18 protein-coding genes are annotated in these 17,083 nt (G+C 71.4%); 9 read left to right on the forward strand and 9 right to left on the reverse strand.

Annotated features, from left to right (window positions below; translation table 11 throughout):
* Nucleotides 1–231 precede the first annotated feature (231 nt).
* On the forward strand, nucleotides 232–2,139 hold the full coding sequence (locus tag ABH926_RS34700; RefSeq protein WP_370370193.1) for a chaplin family protein: 1,908 nt from the start codon (nucleotides 232–234) through the stop codon (nucleotides 2,137–2,139).
* Nucleotides 2,140–2,254: 115 nt separating this feature from the next.
* Here the strand turns inward: ABH926_RS34700 and ABH926_RS34705 are convergent, their stop codons facing one another.
* The 3 genes from ABH926_RS34705 to clpS all read right to left on the reverse strand — a co-directional run bounded on the left by ABH926_RS34705 (nucleotide 2,255) and on the right by clpS (nucleotide 3,765).
* Nucleotides 2,255–2,731, reverse strand: coding sequence for a hypothetical protein (locus ABH926_RS34705; RefSeq protein ID WP_370370194.1), 477 nt, complete (start codon nucleotides 2,729–2,731; stop codon nucleotides 2,255–2,257).
* Between the two features lie 152 nt (nucleotides 2,732–2,883).
* On the reverse strand, nucleotides 2,884–3,438 hold the full coding sequence (locus tag ABH926_RS34710; RefSeq protein ID WP_370370195.1) for a DUF2017 domain-containing protein: 555 nt from the start codon (nucleotides 3,436–3,438) through the stop codon (nucleotides 2,884–2,886).
* 24 nt (nucleotides 3,439–3,462) lie between these two features.
* Nucleotides 3,463–3,765: an ATP-dependent Clp protease adapter ClpS gene (gene clpS / locus ABH926_RS34715; RefSeq protein WP_370370196.1), complete on the reverse strand. Its 303-nt coding sequence runs from the start codon at nucleotides 3,763–3,765 to the stop codon at nucleotides 3,463–3,465.
* A gap of 24 nt (nucleotides 3,766–3,789) precedes the next feature.
* On the opposite strand from clpS, the gene ABH926_RS34720 reads away from it, so the two are divergent.
* Both ABH926_RS34720 and ABH926_RS34725 read left to right on the forward strand, forming a co-directional pair.
* Nucleotides 3,790–5,091, forward strand: a complete 1,302-nt coding sequence (locus ABH926_RS34720) for a nicotinate phosphoribosyltransferase (RefSeq protein ID WP_370370197.1) — start codon at nucleotides 3,790–3,792, stop codon at nucleotides 5,089–5,091.
* A gap of 44 nt (nucleotides 5,092–5,135) precedes the next feature.
* Entirely contained in the window at nucleotides 5,136–5,711 is a 576-nt protein-coding gene (locus ABH926_RS34725; protein WP_370370198.1) for a nicotinamidase, read from the forward strand.
* A 73-nt stretch (nucleotides 5,712–5,784) separates the two neighbouring features.
* Here ABH926_RS34725 and ABH926_RS34730 read toward each other — a convergent pair whose 3' ends face one another.
* Together ABH926_RS34730 and hppD are read right to left on the reverse strand one after the other, a co-directional pair.
* The gene (locus tag ABH926_RS34730) at nucleotides 5,785–6,795 is read right to left on the reverse strand and encodes a DUF2510 domain-containing protein (RefSeq protein WP_370370199.1); all 1,011 of its coding nucleotides are present in this window, start codon (nucleotides 6,793–6,795) and stop codon (nucleotides 5,785–5,787) included.
* Between the two features lie 133 nt (nucleotides 6,796–6,928).
* Nucleotides 6,929–8,068 carry a 4-hydroxyphenylpyruvate dioxygenase gene (gene hppD / locus ABH926_RS34735; RefSeq protein ID WP_370370200.1) on the reverse strand — a complete coding sequence of 380 codons (1,140 nt, stop codon included), beginning with the start codon at nucleotides 8,066–8,068 and terminating at the stop codon, nucleotides 6,929–6,931.
* A gap of 182 nt (nucleotides 8,069–8,250) precedes the next feature.
* Between hppD and ABH926_RS34740 the strand changes: the two genes are divergently transcribed.
* The 3 genes from ABH926_RS34740 (at nucleotide 8,251) to ABH926_RS34750 (ending at nucleotide 10,831) form a co-directional block, all read left to right on the forward strand.
* Complete coding sequence (locus tag ABH926_RS34740; protein WP_370370322.1) at nucleotides 8,251–8,730, forward strand: Lrp/AsnC family transcriptional regulator; 480 nt, start codon at nucleotides 8,251–8,253, stop codon at nucleotides 8,728–8,730.
* Between the two features lie 101 nt (nucleotides 8,731–8,831).
* On the forward strand, nucleotides 8,832–9,533 hold the full coding sequence (locus ABH926_RS34745; RefSeq protein WP_370370201.1) for a DUF5819 family protein: 702 nt from the start codon (nucleotides 8,832–8,834) through the stop codon (nucleotides 9,531–9,533).
* The gene (locus tag ABH926_RS34750; protein WP_370370202.1) at nucleotides 9,530–10,831 is read left to right on the forward strand and encodes an HTTM domain-containing protein; all 1,302 of its coding nucleotides are present in this window, start codon (nucleotides 9,530–9,532) and stop codon (nucleotides 10,829–10,831) included. The genes ABH926_RS34745 and ABH926_RS34750 overlap by 4 nt, the downstream gene beginning before the upstream one ends.
* Here the strand turns inward: ABH926_RS34750 and ABH926_RS34755 are convergent.
* The gene (locus ABH926_RS34755) at nucleotides 10,752–11,342 is read right to left on the reverse strand and encodes a hypothetical protein (RefSeq protein WP_370370203.1); all 591 of its coding nucleotides are present in this window, start codon (nucleotides 11,340–11,342) and stop codon (nucleotides 10,752–10,754) included. The genes ABH926_RS34750 and ABH926_RS34755 overlap by 80 nt on opposite strands.
* 38 nt (nucleotides 11,343–11,380) lie before the next feature.
* Here ABH926_RS34755 and ABH926_RS34760 point away from each other — a divergent pair, with 38 nt between their 5' ends.
* The gene (locus ABH926_RS34760; RefSeq protein WP_370370204.1) at nucleotides 11,381–12,067 is read left to right on the forward strand and encodes an IclR family transcriptional regulator; all 687 of its coding nucleotides are present in this window, start codon (nucleotides 11,381–11,383) and stop codon (nucleotides 12,065–12,067) included.
* 38 nt (nucleotides 12,068–12,105) lie between these two features.
* Here the strand turns inward: ABH926_RS34760 and ABH926_RS34765 are convergent, their stop codons facing one another.
* Both ABH926_RS34765 and ABH926_RS34770 read right to left on the reverse strand, forming a co-directional pair.
* Entirely contained in the window at nucleotides 12,106–12,582 is a 477-nt protein-coding gene (locus ABH926_RS34765; RefSeq protein ID WP_370370205.1) for a nitroreductase family deazaflavin-dependent oxidoreductase, read from the reverse strand.
* Nucleotides 12,579–13,355 (reverse strand): helix-turn-helix transcriptional regulator, encoded by a 777-nt coding sequence (locus ABH926_RS34770; RefSeq protein ID WP_370370206.1) that lies wholly within the window; start codon nucleotides 13,353–13,355, stop codon nucleotides 12,579–12,581. The genes ABH926_RS34765 and ABH926_RS34770 overlap by 4 nt, the downstream gene beginning before the upstream one ends.
* A 121-nt stretch (nucleotides 13,356–13,476) precedes the next feature.
* On the opposite strand from ABH926_RS34770, the gene ABH926_RS34775 reads away from it, so the two are divergent.
* Nucleotides 13,477–14,589: an MFS transporter gene (locus ABH926_RS34775; RefSeq protein ID WP_370370207.1), complete on the forward strand. Its 1,113-nt coding sequence runs from the start codon at nucleotides 13,477–13,479 to the stop codon at nucleotides 14,587–14,589.
* A 31-nt stretch (nucleotides 14,590–14,620) separates the two neighbouring features.
* A complete protein-coding gene (locus ABH926_RS34780; protein WP_370370208.1) occupies nucleotides 14,621–15,283 on the forward strand; it encodes a hypothetical protein in 663 nt (220 codons plus the stop codon).
* Here the strand turns inward: ABH926_RS34780 and ABH926_RS34785 are convergent.
* Nucleotides 15,280–17,079, reverse strand: a complete 1,800-nt coding sequence (locus ABH926_RS34785) for a DEAD/DEAH box helicase (protein ID WP_370370209.1) — start codon at nucleotides 17,077–17,079, stop codon at nucleotides 15,280–15,282. The genes ABH926_RS34780 and ABH926_RS34785 overlap by 4 nt on opposite strands.
* Nucleotides 17,080–17,083 lie beyond the last annotated feature (4 nt).

Here is a 17,083-nt window from a genome sequence, read left to right on the forward strand (position 1 = left end):
CCGCCTCGCACTGATGCTCTGACCAGGGCGTCGTCCGGGGGTCCGGGCATAGATCGCACAGAACGACTATTCATCCGCCCGGAGCACGGCGGCGTGACGCGGTGCCGCGACGCGCGTTTTCGCGTGGACGGGCTTTGTCGGCGTACCGCCGCATCTCCCAGCTTCACCGGAAACACAGCTTCACCGAAAACACAGATCCACCCGAACCCCACCTGAAGAATGAGGACTGGCATGCACGACGTGACCAAGCGCGGACTCGCGCTCGCGGTCGCGACCGGCGGCCTGCTGATCACTGGAGCCGCTCCGGCGCTCTCGGCGGTGTCCACGCACCCCGAGAACCCGGACCACGTCGGGGAGAAGAGCCAGCCGACGGGCGCCTCTTCGCACCACGCGGCCATCCCGGTCAGCGCTCCGCGGGTCAAGCAGTACACCGGGCGGCACAAGGCCGACAAGGCCGCCAAGCCCGCCACCGCCGCGCCGCACCACACAGCCGCGCACCACGACGGCACGCCGCATCCCACGGCCGCGCCGCACCACACCGCAGCCCCGCACCACACCGCCCCGCACCACGCGGCGGCAGCGCACCACCCCGCCGGGCCCGACCACGCCACCCCGGCGCACCACAACGGTGCCCCGGCGCACGGCTCCCACGGCTCCCACGCCGCCCCCGGCATGGCCGCGCCCGCGACCGCGCCGCACGGCTACGGCCGCGACGACGACGCCGACGGAGCCCAGGCCCAGTCCGCGGTCCTCGGCAGCCCCGGTCTGCTGTCCGGCAACAGCATCGAGGTCCCGGTCGACGCGCCGGTCAACATCTGCGGCCTGGTCGTGACCGTCCTCGGCGGCGGCGACAGCGCCGAGGGCAACCACTGCGTCAACGGCCCGGGCACGGCCGGCGGCCCGAGCAGCTCGGCCTCCGCCGTGGCCTCCGGCTCGCCCGGGGCCCTGTCGAACAACGTCGTGCAGGTCCCGGTGTCGCTGCCGGCGAACATCTGCGGCGACACCGTGACCGCGGTCGGCGGCCACGACTCGGCCGAGGACATCCTGTGCGCCAACGAGGGCGGCCAGACCTCCTCGACCGCCAGGGCCGTCGCGACCGACTCGCCGGGCCTGGCGAGCGGGAACGTCGTCCAGGTCCCGGTCGACGCGCCGCTGAACCTGTGCGGGATCACGGCCAACGTGGTCGGCGTCTACGACACCGCGGCCGGGAACACCTGCGTCAACGGCGGCCACGTCCGTGAGCACGGGCACGAATACGGCCACGGGAACGGCTACGAGCCGATGCACCGCTCGACGGACGCCCCGGACACGCACCGCCAGTCCCTGGGCGCCGGCGCGCAGGCCGCGACCGCGAACTCCTCCGGCGCGGTCACCGGCAACATCGTCCAGGTGCCGATCGAGGCGCCGCTCAACGCCTGCGGCGACTCGGTGAGCGTGGTCGGCGTGTTCAACTCAGCGCTGGACAACCACTGCGTGAACGACACCGCGGGCGGCGCGGGCGCCGTGGGGCGGGCCGCCGGCAACAACGGCCTGGCCGCCGGCAACGTCGCCCAGCTGCCGATCGACATCCCGACCGAGGTCTGCGGGGTGGTGGCGGCCGTCGGCGGCTACCACGACACCGCCGCCGACAACACCTGCGCGAACACCGGCGCCACCGGCACCGTGTCGAGCGGGAACACCGCCGGCGAGACCGGGATCATCTCGGGCAACGTCGCGCAGGGCAGCGTGAACGCCCCGATCCAGGCCTGCGGCACCACCGTGGGCGCGGGGTACGCCAACAGCGGCACCGAGGACAACGGCTGCTCGAACGGCCCGGTGCCCACGCCGCCGACCAGCTGTCCGCCGCCGCCCCCGCAGCAGTGCTTCCCGCCGCCTCCGCCGCCGGTGTGCCCCCCGCCGCCGTGCTTCCCGCCGCCCCCGCCGGTGTTCCCGCCGCCGCCCCCGCCGCCGGGCCACCACCATCACCACCACGAGCACAAGCACCACCACTGTGGTGGTGGTGGTCACCACGAGGAGATGTGCGAGCTGCCGCACACCGGCACCGACGTCCTCGACTACGGCGCGATCGGCGCCGGAGCCCTGGTGCTCGGCGCCGGGGCGATGTTCGCCGCCCGCCGCAAGTCCGGCTCGGCGAGCTAGCACTAGAGCCGACAACGGAGCGGGGCCCCTGGGATTCCAGGGGCCCCGCTCCGTTTCCGAATGAGTGGCTCCGAGAGCTGATTCACACCGGCACCGCCGAGTTCTTCCGCCGATATCAGACCTTCCCCGATAGCACCGCCCCCAGATACCCCTCGACGTCGCCCTCGGCCTTGGCCCCCAGCATGGTCCGGGTCCAGGCGCGCCGCTCGTGGTCGATCACCGCGAGCTCCCACACGCAGCCGGCCTGCCGAGCCGGGCACCGCGCGATCTCCGCGGGTTCCGAGAACCGGGCCGAGTACGCGGCCGTCGACAGCAGACAGCCGTACGCCCACCACCCGACCACGTACGAATAAGCGTTCGTCGACCGGTGCGCGATCACGAACCCGACCCCGTAGCGCCCGCCGCCGGTCCCGGGCCGGGGCAGCGCCTCCACGGCGGCCTTGTGCGCGCCCTCCTGAGCGGCGTCGTCGAGCTCTCCTCCGGGCGACGCGGACAGCCCGTGGAGCTTCACGCGCCAGTCGTCGATCTGGAGCAGGCCGAGCGGCCGCACCCTCCGGGGGGTGTACGGGACCCCTCCGAGTGCCTCTGTCATGAGCCAGGATGCTGGCACACCTCGAGAAACGACTCAATGCTCTGCGCCGGGTTTCACTCGGTGCGGTGGGGGGTGCCCTCGGAACGGGACCGGGAGTCCGCGATCCGAGACGCCGGCCGGCCGTCCGGCGAGCCGGCGCGCGGAGGGCCGGATCAGCCCATCAGGGCTTCGACCAGCCACTCCACCACCGCGCCGAGCCAGTGGTACATGACCACTATCTCGTAGCGGTCGTCCTGCTCGTCGATGCGCTCGAACGGGTTGTCGTCGTCGTCCTCGATCTCCAGCCAGACCGCGAGGACCAGGCGGATGTCGTTCACCGCGCCGAGCCAGGCGCGGGCCTGGTCGCCGTCCAGGGACAGCTTGTCGCCGCCCTGGTAGTCCTGGAGCGTCTCCAGCACCAGGCGGGCCGTGGCGCGCTTGCCCTCGCGCAGGTCGGGCTCGGTGAGCCGACGGAACTCGCTGGCCTCGTCGGCGTCGCCGTAGGCGTCGGGGAACAGCCGGGCCAGGGCCGGGTTGTCCGGCTTCTTCACCGGTCCTTCCGCGATGCCCAGGGCGGCGACCAGCGGGTCCGGCTCCGAGCCCAGCGGGTCCTCCTCGTCCAGCAGCGCGAGCTGGCCGGTCAGCAGGAACCGCAGCACGCCGGCCTGGCCGTCGGTGAACACGCCGACGATCCGCCCGGAGCGGTGGGCCTGGAAGGGCTTGAGCACGTGGGGGTCCCCGATCCTGGTCGTTCAGCCGTCCTGGCGCTGCACGGTCGCCCACAGGCCGTAGCCGTGCATCGCGGCCACGTCCTTCTCCATCTGCTCGCGGCCGCCGCTGGACACTATCGCCTTGCCGAGGTTGTGCACCTCCTGCATCAACCGCTCGGCCTTGCCCTTGCTGTATCCGAAGTAGGTCATGAACACATAAGTGACATAACTCATCAGGTTCACAGGGTCGTTCCAGACCACAGTGACCCACATCGGGTCCTGCACCGGAGCCGCCCGGGTCTCCTCCGTGGCCTCCGGATCGACCTCCACCGGCGCGACACTCATCCCACCAGACTACGCTGATAGATCGTGAACAGCACCGCGCTCCTCACGGACCACTATGAGCTCACCATGCTGGAGGGCGCCCTGCGCAGCGGGGCCGCCCACCGACGCTCGGTGTTCGAGGTCTTCGCCCGCCGGCTGCCCGACGGCCGCCGCTACGGCGTCACCGCCGGCACCGGCCGCCTCCTGGACGCGCTGGAGGAATTCCGCTTCGACGCCGCCATCTGCGACTTCCTGCACTCCTCCGGCGTCGTGGACGAGCCCACCCGGGACTGGCTGTCCGGCTACCGCTTCACCGGCGACGTCTACGGCTACGCCGAGGGAGAGTGCTACTTCCCCGGCTCGCCGCTGCTGATCGTGGAGTCCACGTTCGCCGAGGCGGTGCTGCTGGAGACGCTGGTGCTGTCGGTGCTGAACCACGACAGCGCGATCGCCTCGGCGGCCTCCCGCATGACCTCGGCCGCGATGGGCCGGCCCTGTCTGGAGATGGGCTCGCGGCGCACCCACGAGCAGGCCGCGGTGGCCGCCGCCCGCGCGGCGTACCTGGCCGGCTTCGCGGCGTCCTCCAACCTGGAGGCCCGCCGCCGCTTCGGCGTCCCGACGACCGGCACCTCCGCGCACGCCTTCGTGCTGCTGCACGACAGCGAGCGCGACGCGTTCAGCGTCCAGGTCGAGGCGCTGGGCCGGGGCACGACGCTGCTGGTCGACACCTACGACGTGGCCGAGGCGGTGCGGACCGCGGTCGAGGTCGCCGGCCCCGACCTCGGCGCGGTCCGCCTGGACTCCGGCGACCTGCTGTGGATGGCGCACCGGGTGCGCAAGCAGCTCGACGAGCTCGGCGCCAAGCGGACCAAGATCGTGGTCACCTCGGACCTGGACGAGTACCAGATCGCCGCGCTGGCCGCGGCCCCGGTGGACTCCTACGGCGTGGGCACCAACCTGGTGACCGGCTCCGGCGCGCCGACCGCGGGCCTGGTCTACAAGCTGGTGGCGCGCGGCGCGGGCGTGGAGGCGGACGCGCCGATGGTCCCGGTGGCGAAGAAGTCCTCGGAGAAGGCCACCCGCGGCGGCCGCAAGTACGCCTGGCGCCGCATCGGCTCCGACGGCGTGGCGCAGGAGGAGGTCATCGGCACCGGCGCGGTTCCCGAGGCACTGAAGTCCGAGGGCCGCGATCTGCTGATGCAGTACGTCGCCAAGGGCGAGGTCATCGTGCGCCCGGACCTGGCCGAGATCCGCGAGCGCCACGAGGCCTCGCGCGCCGAGCTGCCACCGTGGTCCACGCAGCTCTCGCGCGGCGAGCCGGCGATCCCTACGGTGTACCCGAGCTAGCAGCGCCCTACGAAGCCGACGAAGCCCGACGAAGGAAGCCGACCATGACGCGCGCACTGATAGTCGTCGACGTCCAGAACGACTTTTGCGAAGGCGGCTCGCTGCCGGTCTCCGGCGGCTCGGCCGTCGCGGCGGGCGTGAGCGCCCTGCTGGCCGCACCGGACCGCGGCGGCTTCGAGCACGTGGTCGCCACCCGCGACTGGCACACCGACCCGGGCTCGCACTTCGCCGCCGAGCCGGACTACGTCGCCAGCTGGCCGGTGCACTGCGTGGCCGGCACCAAGGGCGCGGAGTTCCACCCGGACTTCGACCGCACGCACGTCGACGAGGTCTTCTCCAAGGGCGCGTTCCAGGCCGCGTACAGCGGCTTCGAGGGCGTGGACGGCTCGGACACGACGCTCGGCGACTGGCTGCGCGCCCGCGGCGTGGACGCGGTGGACGTGGTCGGGATCGCCACCGACTACTGCGTGCGCGCCACGGCGCTGGACGCGGTGAAGCTGGGCCTTGCGACCCGCCTGCGCTCGGACCTGGTGGCCGGGGTGGCCGAGGCCTCGACCGCTTCGGCGCTGGCGGAGATGCGCGGCGCGGGGGTCGAGATCGTGCCGGCGGCGCGGAGCTGACCGCTGGTGGCGGCGAGGCCGGGGGCCAGGCCGGGGCGACAGGATCTCAGGACCCGGCCGCCCTCCGCAGCTTCTACCGCGCGCGCCGCCGCTTCAGCCGCATCGTGTACAGCACCGCCACGACCAGCAGCACCGCGACCATCCCGCCGAGGTAGGCCTCGGAGGTGCTGTCCAGCACGTTCATCTTCGTCGGCACGGTGATCCGCGCGGCGAGCTTGTCCTCCCGGTCCTGGACCGACTGCCGCAACAAGTACGCCAGCGGCACGATGCCCACCGCCGAGATCAGCAGCACCGCCAGGGTGTGCCCGACGCGCTCAAGCGGGCCGGTCTTCACCACCACCTTCGGGGCCTGCTTCTTCGGGCCCCGCGGGGTGTCGAACTCGGTGCGCGAGGCGCCGGGGACCTTGTCGCCCGGCTTGGGGCCGGTGGTGATCTCGGGGCCGTCGAAGGGCTTGCCGTCCGCGCGCAGCAGGCGGATGCGCAATGCCTGGTTCGCCGCGGACATCTGGGCGGGGGTCTGCTTCGGCGGGGCCATCATGCCCGGCACGCCGGTGATGGAGATGCCCATGCCAGAAGCGCTGGCCACCTGGGCGGCCGGGGGCGGCGTCGATCCGCCGGCCGCGACCTGGAATCCGGGCATCACGGGCGGTGCCTGGCGCGGGGGCTCGGGGATCGCGTCGTCGAAGCTCGGCTCGGCCGGCGACCGGGGCGGCGCGAAGGGGGACGCCGTGGGCTTGGCGTCGTCGAAGCTCACCTCGGACAGCGGACGCGGCGGCGCGAAGGCCGGGGTCTTCGACAGCGAGGCGGTGGAGGTGTCCGAGGACGCGGCCAGCGTCTCGGCGACCGGGCCGCCGACACCCTCGTCGTCCATCGGGGGGAAGGCGAGCGTCGTACTGGCCAGCCGCGGCGCCGGGGACGCCGCCTCGGAGCCCGCGGCTCCCACAGCCCCTTCCGAGTCCGCGCCGCCGGTCTTGTTCGGCATCGGCTTGCTGGTCCCCGGGACCCACTTCGAACCGTCCCAATACCGGATGTATCCGGGGACTGAAGGGTCGGGGTAATAGCCGGGACGCGGTGAACTCTCCACGATCAACGAGCCTAGAACACCGCCGCCCAAACCTGTACGGGTGCCGGGATTCCTTACGCAACCTTGAGGAATCGCCGACACCCGCACGATGACCAGCTACTACGTCCTTTGCAGTAGACGCGGCCCGCCTGGGCTACAGGTTGCCGCGGCGCTCCTGCTCGCGCTCGATGGCCTCGAACAGGGCCTTGAAGTTCCCCTTGCCGAAGCCCTGGCTGCCGTGCCGCTCGATCAGCTCGAAGAACACGGTCGGGCGGTCCTGCACCGGCTTGGTGAAGATCTGGAGCAGGTAGCCCTCCTCGTCGCGGTCGACGAGGATCTTGCGCTTCTGCAGCTCCTCGACCGGGACGCGGACGGTGCCGATGCGGGCCCGCAGCTCCTCGTCCTCGTAGTAGGAGTCCGGGGTCTCCAGGAACTCCACGCCGGCGGCGCGCATCGCGTCCACGGTGGCCAGGATGTCGCCGGTGTTCAGCGCGATGTGCTGCACGCCGGGGCCGCCGTAGAACTCCAGGTACTCGTCGATCTGCGACTTCTTCTTCGCGATCGCCGGCTCGTTCAGCGGGAACTTCACCTTGCGGGTGCCGTCGGCGACGACCTTCGACATCAGCGCCGAGTAGTCGGTGGCGATGTCGTCGCCGACGAACTCGGCCATGTTCGTGAAGCCCATGACCTTGTGGTAGAACTCCACCCATTCGTCCATCTTGCCCAGCTCGACGTTGCCGACGCAGTGGTCGATCGCCTGGAAGATGCGGGCGTTCGGCTCGACCAACGGCGCGCGCTCGACGTAGCCGGGGGCGTAGACGCCGTTGTAGCGCGAGCGGTCCACCAGCGAGTGGCGGGTGTCGCCATAGGCCGCGATCGCGGCCCGGACCAGGACGCCGTGCTCGTCCTCGATCTCGTGCGGCTTCTCCAGGCCGGTGGCGCCGTGCGCGACCGCGTACTCGTAGGCCGCGTAGACGTCCGGGACGGCGATCGCCAGGTCCGTGACACCGTCGCCGTGCTCGGCGACGTGCCGCGCGATGTCGGTGCCCGGACGGACCGAACCCTTCAGCACGAAGCGCGCGCTGCCGGACTCCAGCACATACGACACCCGGTCGGTGCGGCCGGTCTCGGGGCCGGAATAGGCGACCACCTTCATGCCGAAGGCGGTGGAGTAAAAGTGGGCGGCCTGCTTGGCGTTGCCGACGGCGAACACGACGGCGTCCATCCCCTTGACCGGGAACGGGTCCTTGGCGGCGGTGGCGGAGGCGGTGCTGGCAGCAGCGGTTTCGGTCATGGTCCCAGCTTCGATCCGCAGATCAAAGTGCGCAACGCGAGGTCTGAGCGCTATACAATCTGCTCAGCCGGATCCCGCAAGCTGCATCAATTCTGTACAGTGTGACCAGCGACACATCACCGCAAACCCGACTTGGAAGGTAAGCCACCGATATGTCCATGCCTGAACCGGCACCCGCGGCGATGCCGATCGACGGCCTCGACGCCCGGCTGCTCGCCCTGCTGACCGAGGAGCCGCGGATCGGCATCCTGGAGGCGTCGCGGCGGCTCGGCGTGGCCCGCGGGACCGTGCAGGCCCGCCTGGACCGGTTGCAGGCCCGGGGCGTGGTGCGCGGCTTCGGGCCGGTGATCGACCCGGCGGCGCTGGGCTACGCGGTGACCGCGTTCGCGACGCTGGAGATCCGGCAGGGCCGCGGGCAGCAGGTCCGCGAGCACCTGGCGGCGATCCCGGAGCTGTTGGAGATGCACACGATCACCGGCGCCGGCGACATGCTCTGCCGCATCGTCGCGCGGTCGAACGCGGACATGCAGCGGGTGATCGACAAGCTGGTCTCCTTCGAGGGGATCCAGCGGACCTCGACGGTGATCGCGATGGCGAACCCGGTTCCTTACCGGGTACTCCCGCTCACCGAAGCGTGCGCCACCGAGCGCTCCGAGGGGTAAGGATTGCTCCAGGGGTTTCTCAGGAGTCGCATTAGGTCACGGACGTCACGACTTGCAAAAACGGTGCTACCGAGGGTCCGGCGATCCGTTAGGTTTGCTGCGTGTCCGCGCCCATCGAGGAACCCGCCGCGCCCGTGCCGAACCCTCCTCGACAGGCTCCCCGGCCGTGGTGGTCCCGGGCACTCCTGGGCGTCGCGACCCTCGGCATCGCGCTGCTCGCGCTCTACCACCTGGGCATCACGTTCCTGACGAACTCGCCGACGAACACGGTCAGCACGAAGTTCGCCACCCCCATCGCCAAATGGGTCTACCCGTGGTTCGAGCAGAACTGGCGGCTGTTCGCGCCGAACCCGATGTCGCAGAACTTCACGGTCGAGGCCAGGGTCTCCACCGACTGCTACAGCAGCGTCACACCCTGGTACAACCTGTCGCAGATGGACTATGACACCATCTTGCACAACCCGTTCCCGGGCCACACCGAACAGAACGAACTGCGCCGGGCCTGGACCGACGGCTACGCGGCGACCCACGACGGCTCCGACGTCTCCACCTCCGACCGCGGCGACATGATGCGGCAGTACCTGGTGAACATCGCGCTCCAGCGGATCGATCCGCGCAGCGCCAAGGACGGCGTCCCCCCGGGCAGGATAACGAACATCGAGTTCCGGGTGACCACCACCGACATCGCGCCGGCCGCGACGCCGAACCAGGTGATGCCGGCGACGGTGCACATCATCCCGTGGCGGCAGGTCTCCCCCGACGCGGTCTCCTACGGGTGCCCGAACGGGAGCGTGGCGCCGTGACCTCGGACGTGAACGACACGGATCTGGACGACACCGACGTGAACAACACGGCCGACGACACCGTCGACGCCGCCGGGAACGTCCTCGACACCGTGGAGATGGCCGTGGCGGTGGCCGCCGCCGGGCCCACGCGGTTCCGGCACCAGCCGCTGACCTGGATCGGCGCCAGGGCCCGCAATTCCTTCACGTTCCTCACGACGCACGCCATCGCGCTCTACGGCACCGCGGTCCTGCGCATGGGCTACGGCTCGCTCTACCTGATCTTCCTGCTGCACGAGTACCCGAAGCACGACGCGCTGTGGGGCCCGAACGCGCCCTGGACCCCGGCGCTGAACCAGCAGTTCGCCAACGACCCCGGCCTGGACTGGTTCGCGGTCGACCGCTGGTGGTACACGTTCCTCGGCCACGGCGGCAAGACCTGGTTCGAGTTCTGGTACCACGTCGCGATCCTGGTCTGCCTGCTTTTCGTGCTGGGCTGGCGGACCCGCGTCACGTCGATCTGCTTCGCGCTCACCATCATGGCGTTCACCGGCCGCGACGTGTTCCTGACCGACGGCGGCGACAACATCATGGGGCTGATGGCCATCTACCTGGCCTTCAGCCGCTGCGGCGCGCGCTGGTCGCTGGACTCCCGGCGCCGCCGGCGCCAGGCCGCCAAGCGCGAGGCCCGCGGCATCCCCGAGTTCAGCTGGCCGGGCACCCCGGGCTGGCAGGCGGTCGCCGAGCTGGACCGGACCCGCGAGGAGATCGTCACCTTCCTGCACAACGCCGCGGTGCTGGTGATCGCGGCGCAGATCTGCGTGGTCTACGCCGCGGCCGGCCTGTACAAATCGCAGGGCTCGTACTGGCAGAACGGGACGGCGCTGTACTACACGCTGCACCTGGACTGGTTCCGGCCGTGGCCCGGACTGTCGAACTTCTTGGCCGCCCAGAGCGTCACGATCGCGATCGTGGCGTACCTGACGGTGTTCGTGCAGATCGCGTTCCCGTTCGCGGTGTTCAGCAGGTGGCTGAAGTACCCGTGCCTGGTGATGCTGGTCGGGATGCACTTCTCGATCGCGGTCGTGATGGGGCTGCCGCTGTTCTCGGCGGCGATGATGGTCGGCGACGCGGTGTTCCTGCCGACGAGCATGTGGCTGTGGGTCGGCAGGAAGGTATGCGAACAGCTGGCGCGGCTGCCTAGGCCCGGGCTGTATCTGATTTCCAAGCGGGCGCGTCCTACTCCAACCACTCCGCAAAGTCCGGAAGGGTCCGTACTCCCCCATCAAGCACAGCCTCATAGATCAGCGTCCCATTGACCGTCCGGCCGTATTCGGGGCGCGGCGTCCACTCCTCCTTGATGCGCAGGATGGCGGCGCGGGTCTCGTCGGTCAGGCGCGGGAGCAGCGTGCGCAGGTGCGCCAGGTCCGGCTGCCGCTCGGGCTGGTCGACGAACCACAGGTCCAGACTCCAGTCCCGGGGCCGCGCCGAGCGGTAGCGCACCTGGAGGAACAGGCCGTCGGGGTACTTGTCGGGCTCGGTGTTCCAGGCGCCGGTGTCGTTGCGGAAGGTCACCTGCCGTACCCGCTCGTGCCGCGCGATTTTGGTCGCCAGCTGCGCCACGGCGTCGAAGGCCGGCAGGTCCAGGCGGGCACACGCGGTGGTCACGTCGATGTCCGGCTTCACCATCACACCGAGCGCGGAGCTGCCGGTCCGGATCGGATCGCCGACCGCCTCCAGCCCGGCCTCCAGGTCCAGATCGTCGAGGACCGCCTCCGCTTCGCCCTGCAGGAGTCGCTGCCGCCGGAACAGTTCGTCGTCGATGCCCATCCTTCGAGTATCGTCCACGCACGATCTAAGCTGCGGCTATGACCCGCACCGATCCCGCACCGGAACCGGAGACCAGCCAGACTCTGGACCGGGGGATCCGCGTGCTCACCGCACTCGCCGACGCCACCGCCGGCCTGACGGTCGCCCAACTGGCCGAACGCGTCGGCGCCCCCCGCACCGCCGGCTACCGCCTGGTCGCCACCCTGGAGGCGCACGGCCTGGCCCGCCGCGACCCGGACGGCCGCGTGCACCTCGGCGTGGGCGTACTGCGGCTGGCGGCGCGCGTGCACCCGCTGCTGCGCGAGGCCGCGACCCCGCCCCTGCGCCGGCTGGCCGAAGCCGTGGGAGCCACCGCGCACCTGACGGTCGCCGAGGGACCGGACGCGCTGGCGATCGCGGTGGTGGAGCCGACCTGGACCGACTACCACATGGCCTACCGCGTGGGATCACGCCACCGGCTGGCCCAGGGCGCGGCGGGCAAGGCGATCCTGCTGGGCCGCTCCAGGGCCGGGCGGCCGCCCTCGGCATCCAAGGACCCTGCGACGCTCTACACGGTGAGCGAGGGCGAACTCCAGCCGGGCGCGCACGGCATCGCGGCGCCGATCCGGGAGGTGCCGGGGCTGGAGGCGAGCGTCGGGGTGGTGTCGTTCGCGCCGTTGGACACCGGGGCGGTCGCGCCGCGGGTGATCCAGGCCGCGGCGGAGATCTCGGCGGCTTTGAAGTAGGGCGTGGGCGGCGCCACCCCTCAGCGCGGCGTCACCCCTCAGCGCGGCGTCAGCTCGAAGACCCGCAACTCCCGCCCGCTGCGCTCGGTGTACACATCGAAGTTGGGCCAGGTCGTGGTCAGCACCGGCCAGATCGCCGTCCGCTCCTCGCCCTCCAGCAGTCGGGCCGTGACCGGGATCTTCTTGCCCTTCACCGTCAGCGTCGCCTCCGGGTTCGCCATCAGGTTCAGCGTCCACACCGGGTGGTGCTCCTGGCCCCAGTTCGAGCCGGTGAGGTAGTACTTGCCCTCGTGCCCGACGTAGAGCAGCGGCACGGAGCGCTCCTTGCCGGTCTTGCGGCCGACCGTGGTGAGCAGCAGTCCGGTCAGGCCGGAGGGGGTCATGGCGCCGACGCGGCCGCGGCTCATTTTGTACAGGACGCGGTCCACGCGCGGGATCGTGTGCTTCCCGACCGCCACGAACCAGGGCTGGCGGGCGAGGGCCTGGGCCGTGTTCTTCAGTGCCTTGGGCGTCATGGCGCGGAGTATGGCAGCTGACGTGCCATCAGAGAAGGTCCTGAGCGATAGCGTCCCGGCGTCGTCCCCAGGGCCTTGCGGAACGTCTCGATGAACGCGCTCGGTGTCGCGAACCCGCACGCGGCCGCCACCGTCGTGACCGCCTCGCCGGTCGCGAGCAGCGCCAGCGCGTGCTGCAACCGCAGCTGCGTGCGCCACTGCGGGAAGGTCATGCCGGTCTCGGCGCGGAACAGGCGGCTCAGGGTGCGTTCGGCGGCGCCGGCCTCGCGGCCGAGGGCGGCCAGGGTGCGGTCGTCCGCCGGGTGGTCGGCGAGGGCGCGGGCGATCGTGGCCAGGCGGTCGTCGTGCGGCCAGGGCAGGCACAGCGGCAGTTCGTCGACGGTGCGCAGGCGGTCCAGCGCCACCTGTTCCAGGTTCCGGCGCTGCCGCGGGCCCGGGTCCTCGGTGGTGAGCGCGGTGATCACCTCGCGCAGCAGCGGGTCCACCGCCAGGACGGTCGGGCGGTCCAGGTGCAGGGGGTTGGTCGCGGCCGGGAAGATCAGGGTCCGCATCTCGGTGGGGCCGTGCGCCCGGTGCGCGTGCGGGACGGCGGCCGGGATCCACGCGGCCCGGTGCGGCGGCACCATCCACACCCCGGCCGACGTGGCGACCTCCAGCATCCCGCGCAGCGGGTAGACAAGCTGGTTCACGTCGTGGTGGTGGCGCTCCACCTGCTCGCCGGGCAGCAGCGGGTGCCGCGTGGGGCCGGTGAGGATCAGGCGTTTTCCCGACATCAATCGGCAGGATATCGAAAGCCGGACAGGGGCGCGCGGCGCGATCGTGGACACCATGAGCCTGATCAGCGGCCCGAGCCGGGTCCGTCGCGCGGATCCGCCAAGCCCACCCCGCAATCGCATGACCCTCTGGGGCGCGGCGCACGCCATCGACGACATGTACCAGGGCCTCGTCCCGGCCAGCGTCCCCTACTTCGTCCTGGAACGGCACTACAGCTACCTGGCCGCCTCCGGCCTCACCCTGGCCGCGACGCTCGGCAGCGCGCTCCCGCAGCCGGCCGTCGGGCTGGCCGTGGACCGCTGGCGGCTGCCCCGGCTGGCGGCGGTCGGCGTCGCGGTGGCCGGCACCGGGCTGGGCCTGTCGGGCCTGGCCGGGCCGTACGCGCTGGTCTGGCTCTGCATCCTGGTATCAGGGCTCGGAGTCGCGATGTTCCACCCGGCCGCCGGCCGCTCGGCCCGCGAGGCCGCCGGGGACAGCGCGGCCGCCATGAGCGTCTTCGCCGCCGGCGGCAGCGTCGGCTTCTTCCTGGCCCCGGTGCTCGCGACCCCGGCCCTGGACGCGTGGGGCGTGGACGCGACGGCCCTGTTCATCCCGCCGGCCTGGCTCATCGCCCTGGTCCTGCTCAGGAATCGCCCCGCGGGCACGGCGCACCACACCCGGACGGCCACCGGCGAAGACCGCTGGCGACCCTTCGCCGCGCTGACCGGCATCGAGGTGGTCCGCTCGGCGGCGTTCTTCGGCATCAACACCTTCATCGAGCTCTACTGGCTCAACCACCTGCACGCCTCGCGCACCCTCGCCGGAGCGGCACTGGCCTGCTTCCTCGTCGGCGGCGTCGTCGGCACGCTGCTCGGCGGACGCATCGCCGACCGCGTCGGCATGGTGCGCACCGTGCAACTCGGCGGCGCCCTGACCGTCCCGATGCTGCTGGCGCTGCGCTTCTGCCCGGGTGCCGTCGCCCCGCTGGCGTTCGCCGTCCTGACCGGGCTCGCGCTCAACATCCCGTTCGCCGTCCTGGTGAAACTCGGCCAGGACTACCTCCCGGGACGCCCCGGCACCGCGGCCGGCGTCACGCTCGGCCTGGGCGTCAGCGCCGGCGGCCTGATGGCGCCGGTGTTCGGTCTGATCGCCGAACGCCATGGGCCACAAGGGGTGCTGACGGTGCTGTGCGCGGTCCCCGTCGCCGGACTCGTCCTCGGCCTGCTGCTGCGCGAGCCCGAAGCGCGCCGATGAGGCTGTCGGGTCCGTGGTGTTCACTGAGCACGTGACCGTCCAGGACCTGACAGCCCGACTCCCCGAGCCCGCCGCGCTGCGAGCCGCCTGCCGCGCCTTCGGCGTGCTCGATGCCGTCTTCGACATCGAGTACGCGAAGTACCACTTCACCGCCGCGTGGCAGGAGGGCGTCGACCTCGCCTCCATGGACAACGGCGGCGGCGACTGCTGGAACATCGTCTTCGAGCCGGCCGGCGTCTTCCTCCACGGCTTCGACCACGAGTCGGAAGCGACCCCCTGGCGCGACGAACCCCGCGCGCACTGGCCCGGCCTGCTCGACGGGCTCCCGGCATCGCTGGCGCATTGGGCTGAGAAAGAGGAGTTCCAGTTCGAGGGCTTCTTCGACGCGACCGTGTGCATCTGGCGCGAGACCGGCGACACCGCCTGGCGCTGCGGACCGGTCGAGTTCGACGGCGACGCCTCATCGGACGACGGCTCGGGGTGGTTGTTCAACGCCGTCGTCGAAGGCAGCGTCGACTCCTACCTCGATCACGCCAAGTACTACTTCGAGCGGGAGATCGACGGGGAGGCTGTGCGGGCGGTCCTGGCCGGTGAGGCGCTGACGGCGGAGCTGGTTCGAGCGCTGAATGCGGATGCCGACTTCACGAAGGTGGCGAAGGTCGCGAGTCTGGCGGGGTATCCCGTGGCGGGCTAGTTCCCACCCTCGGCAGCCCACCGCCGCACCATGTCGATCCGCTTCTGCAACTGCGTCGCCGTCGCCTGCGCCACCGCCGGGCCGCCGCACATGCGCCGCAGATCGCCGTGGATCGTGCCGTGCGGCTTGCCGGTCTTGTGGTGCCACGCGCCGACCAGCCCCTGCAGCTCCTTGCGGAGCTCCAGCAACTGCTTGCGGGTCATCACCGGACGCTCTTCCGCGCCGACGATCGCCTCGGCCTGCGAACGCAGCAGGGCCTTCTTGCGCGCGCTGCTCAAGTGCATCTGCTGGCGCTTCGCCAACAGCACCTTGATATGCTCGGGCTCCAGCAGTCCCGGCAGCCCCAGGTACTCCGCTTCCTCGCGCGATCCGGGGTCCGCGGGGAGGCCGAACTCGGCGCCGTCGTACAGGACCCGGTCGAATTCGGCCTCTGAGTTCAACGCCTGGAAGGTGAAGAGCTCCTCCTCGTAGCCCTGCTCCTTCTCGGTGCGGTTGGCCTCGGCGAGCAGCGCCTCCTCCTCGCCCCAGACGTCCTCGGTCGTGGTGGCCTGGGTCGGCTTGTCCAGGGCGTGGTCGCGCTGCTTCTCCATCTCGTTCGCGAACTCGAGGAGCATCGGGATCGAGGGGACGAAGACCGACGCGGTCTCGCCGTGGCGGCGCGCGCGCACGAAGCGGCCGACCGCCTGGGCGAAGAACAGCGGCGTGGAGATGCCCGTGGCGTAGACGCCGACCGCCAGGCGCGGGACGTCGACGCCCTCGGACACCATGCGGACCGCGACCATCCAGCGGTCGTCGTTGTTCGAGAACTCGGTGATGTTCGCCGAGGCCGAGGGGTCGTCCGACACCACGACCGTCGGCCGCTGGCCGGTGATGTCCTTGAGTATGTCGGCGTAGGCGCGGGCCGCGCCCTGGTCGGTGGCGATGACCAGACCGCCGGCGTCCGGGATGCCGCGCCGCACCTCGCGCAGGCGCCGGTCGGCGGCCCGCAGCACCTGCGGCATCCAGTCGCCGGCCGGGTCCAGCGCGGTGCGCCAGGCCTGCTTCACCGCGTCGTTCGTCATGGGCTCGTTGAGCTGCATGGCGATCTCGTCGCCGGCCTTGGTGCGCCAGCGCATCCGGCCGGCGTAGGACATGAACACCACCGGGCGCACGACACCGTCGGCCAGCGCCGAGCCGTAGCCGTACGAGTAGTCCGCGATACTGCGGCGGATGCCCTCGTTGTCCGGCGCGTAGGTCACGAACGGGATCGGGTTCGTGTCCGACCGGAACGGCGTCCCGGTCAGCGCCAGGCGGCGCGTCGCCGGCTCGAACGCCTCGTAGGCCGCCTCACCCCAGGACTTGGAGTCGCCGGCGTGGTGGATCTCGTCCAGGATCACCAGGGTCCTGCGACCCTCGACGCGGTTCCGGTGCAGCATCGGATGCGCGGCCACACCGGCATAGGTCACCGCGATACCCTGGTAGTCCCGCGAGGTGCCGCCGGCCACGCCGCTGTAGTTGGGGTCGATCTTTATCCCGACCCGGTGCGCCGCCTCAGCCCACTGCGTCTTCAGGTGCTCGGTCGGCGCCACGATCGTGATGGTGTTCACCACATGCCGGTCCAGCAGCTCCGTGGCGATCCGCAGCGCGAAGGTGGTCTTGCCGGCGCCGGGCGTGGCGACCGCGAGGAAGTCCCGCGGCTCGCGGGTCATGTACTCGTCCAGGGCCGCCTGCTGCCAGGCCCGCAGGCGGTTCGCGGTGCCGCGCGCGGCGCGGTCGGGGTAGGACGGGGACAGATGGGAGGCCGCCGAGATGCTCACGGTT

Origin of the sequence: Catenulispora sp. GP43 (assembly GCF_041260665.1) — a bacterium.
In the GTDB taxonomy this organism is placed as follows: Bacteria; Actinomycetota; Actinomycetes; order Streptomycetales; family Catenulisporaceae; genus Catenulispora.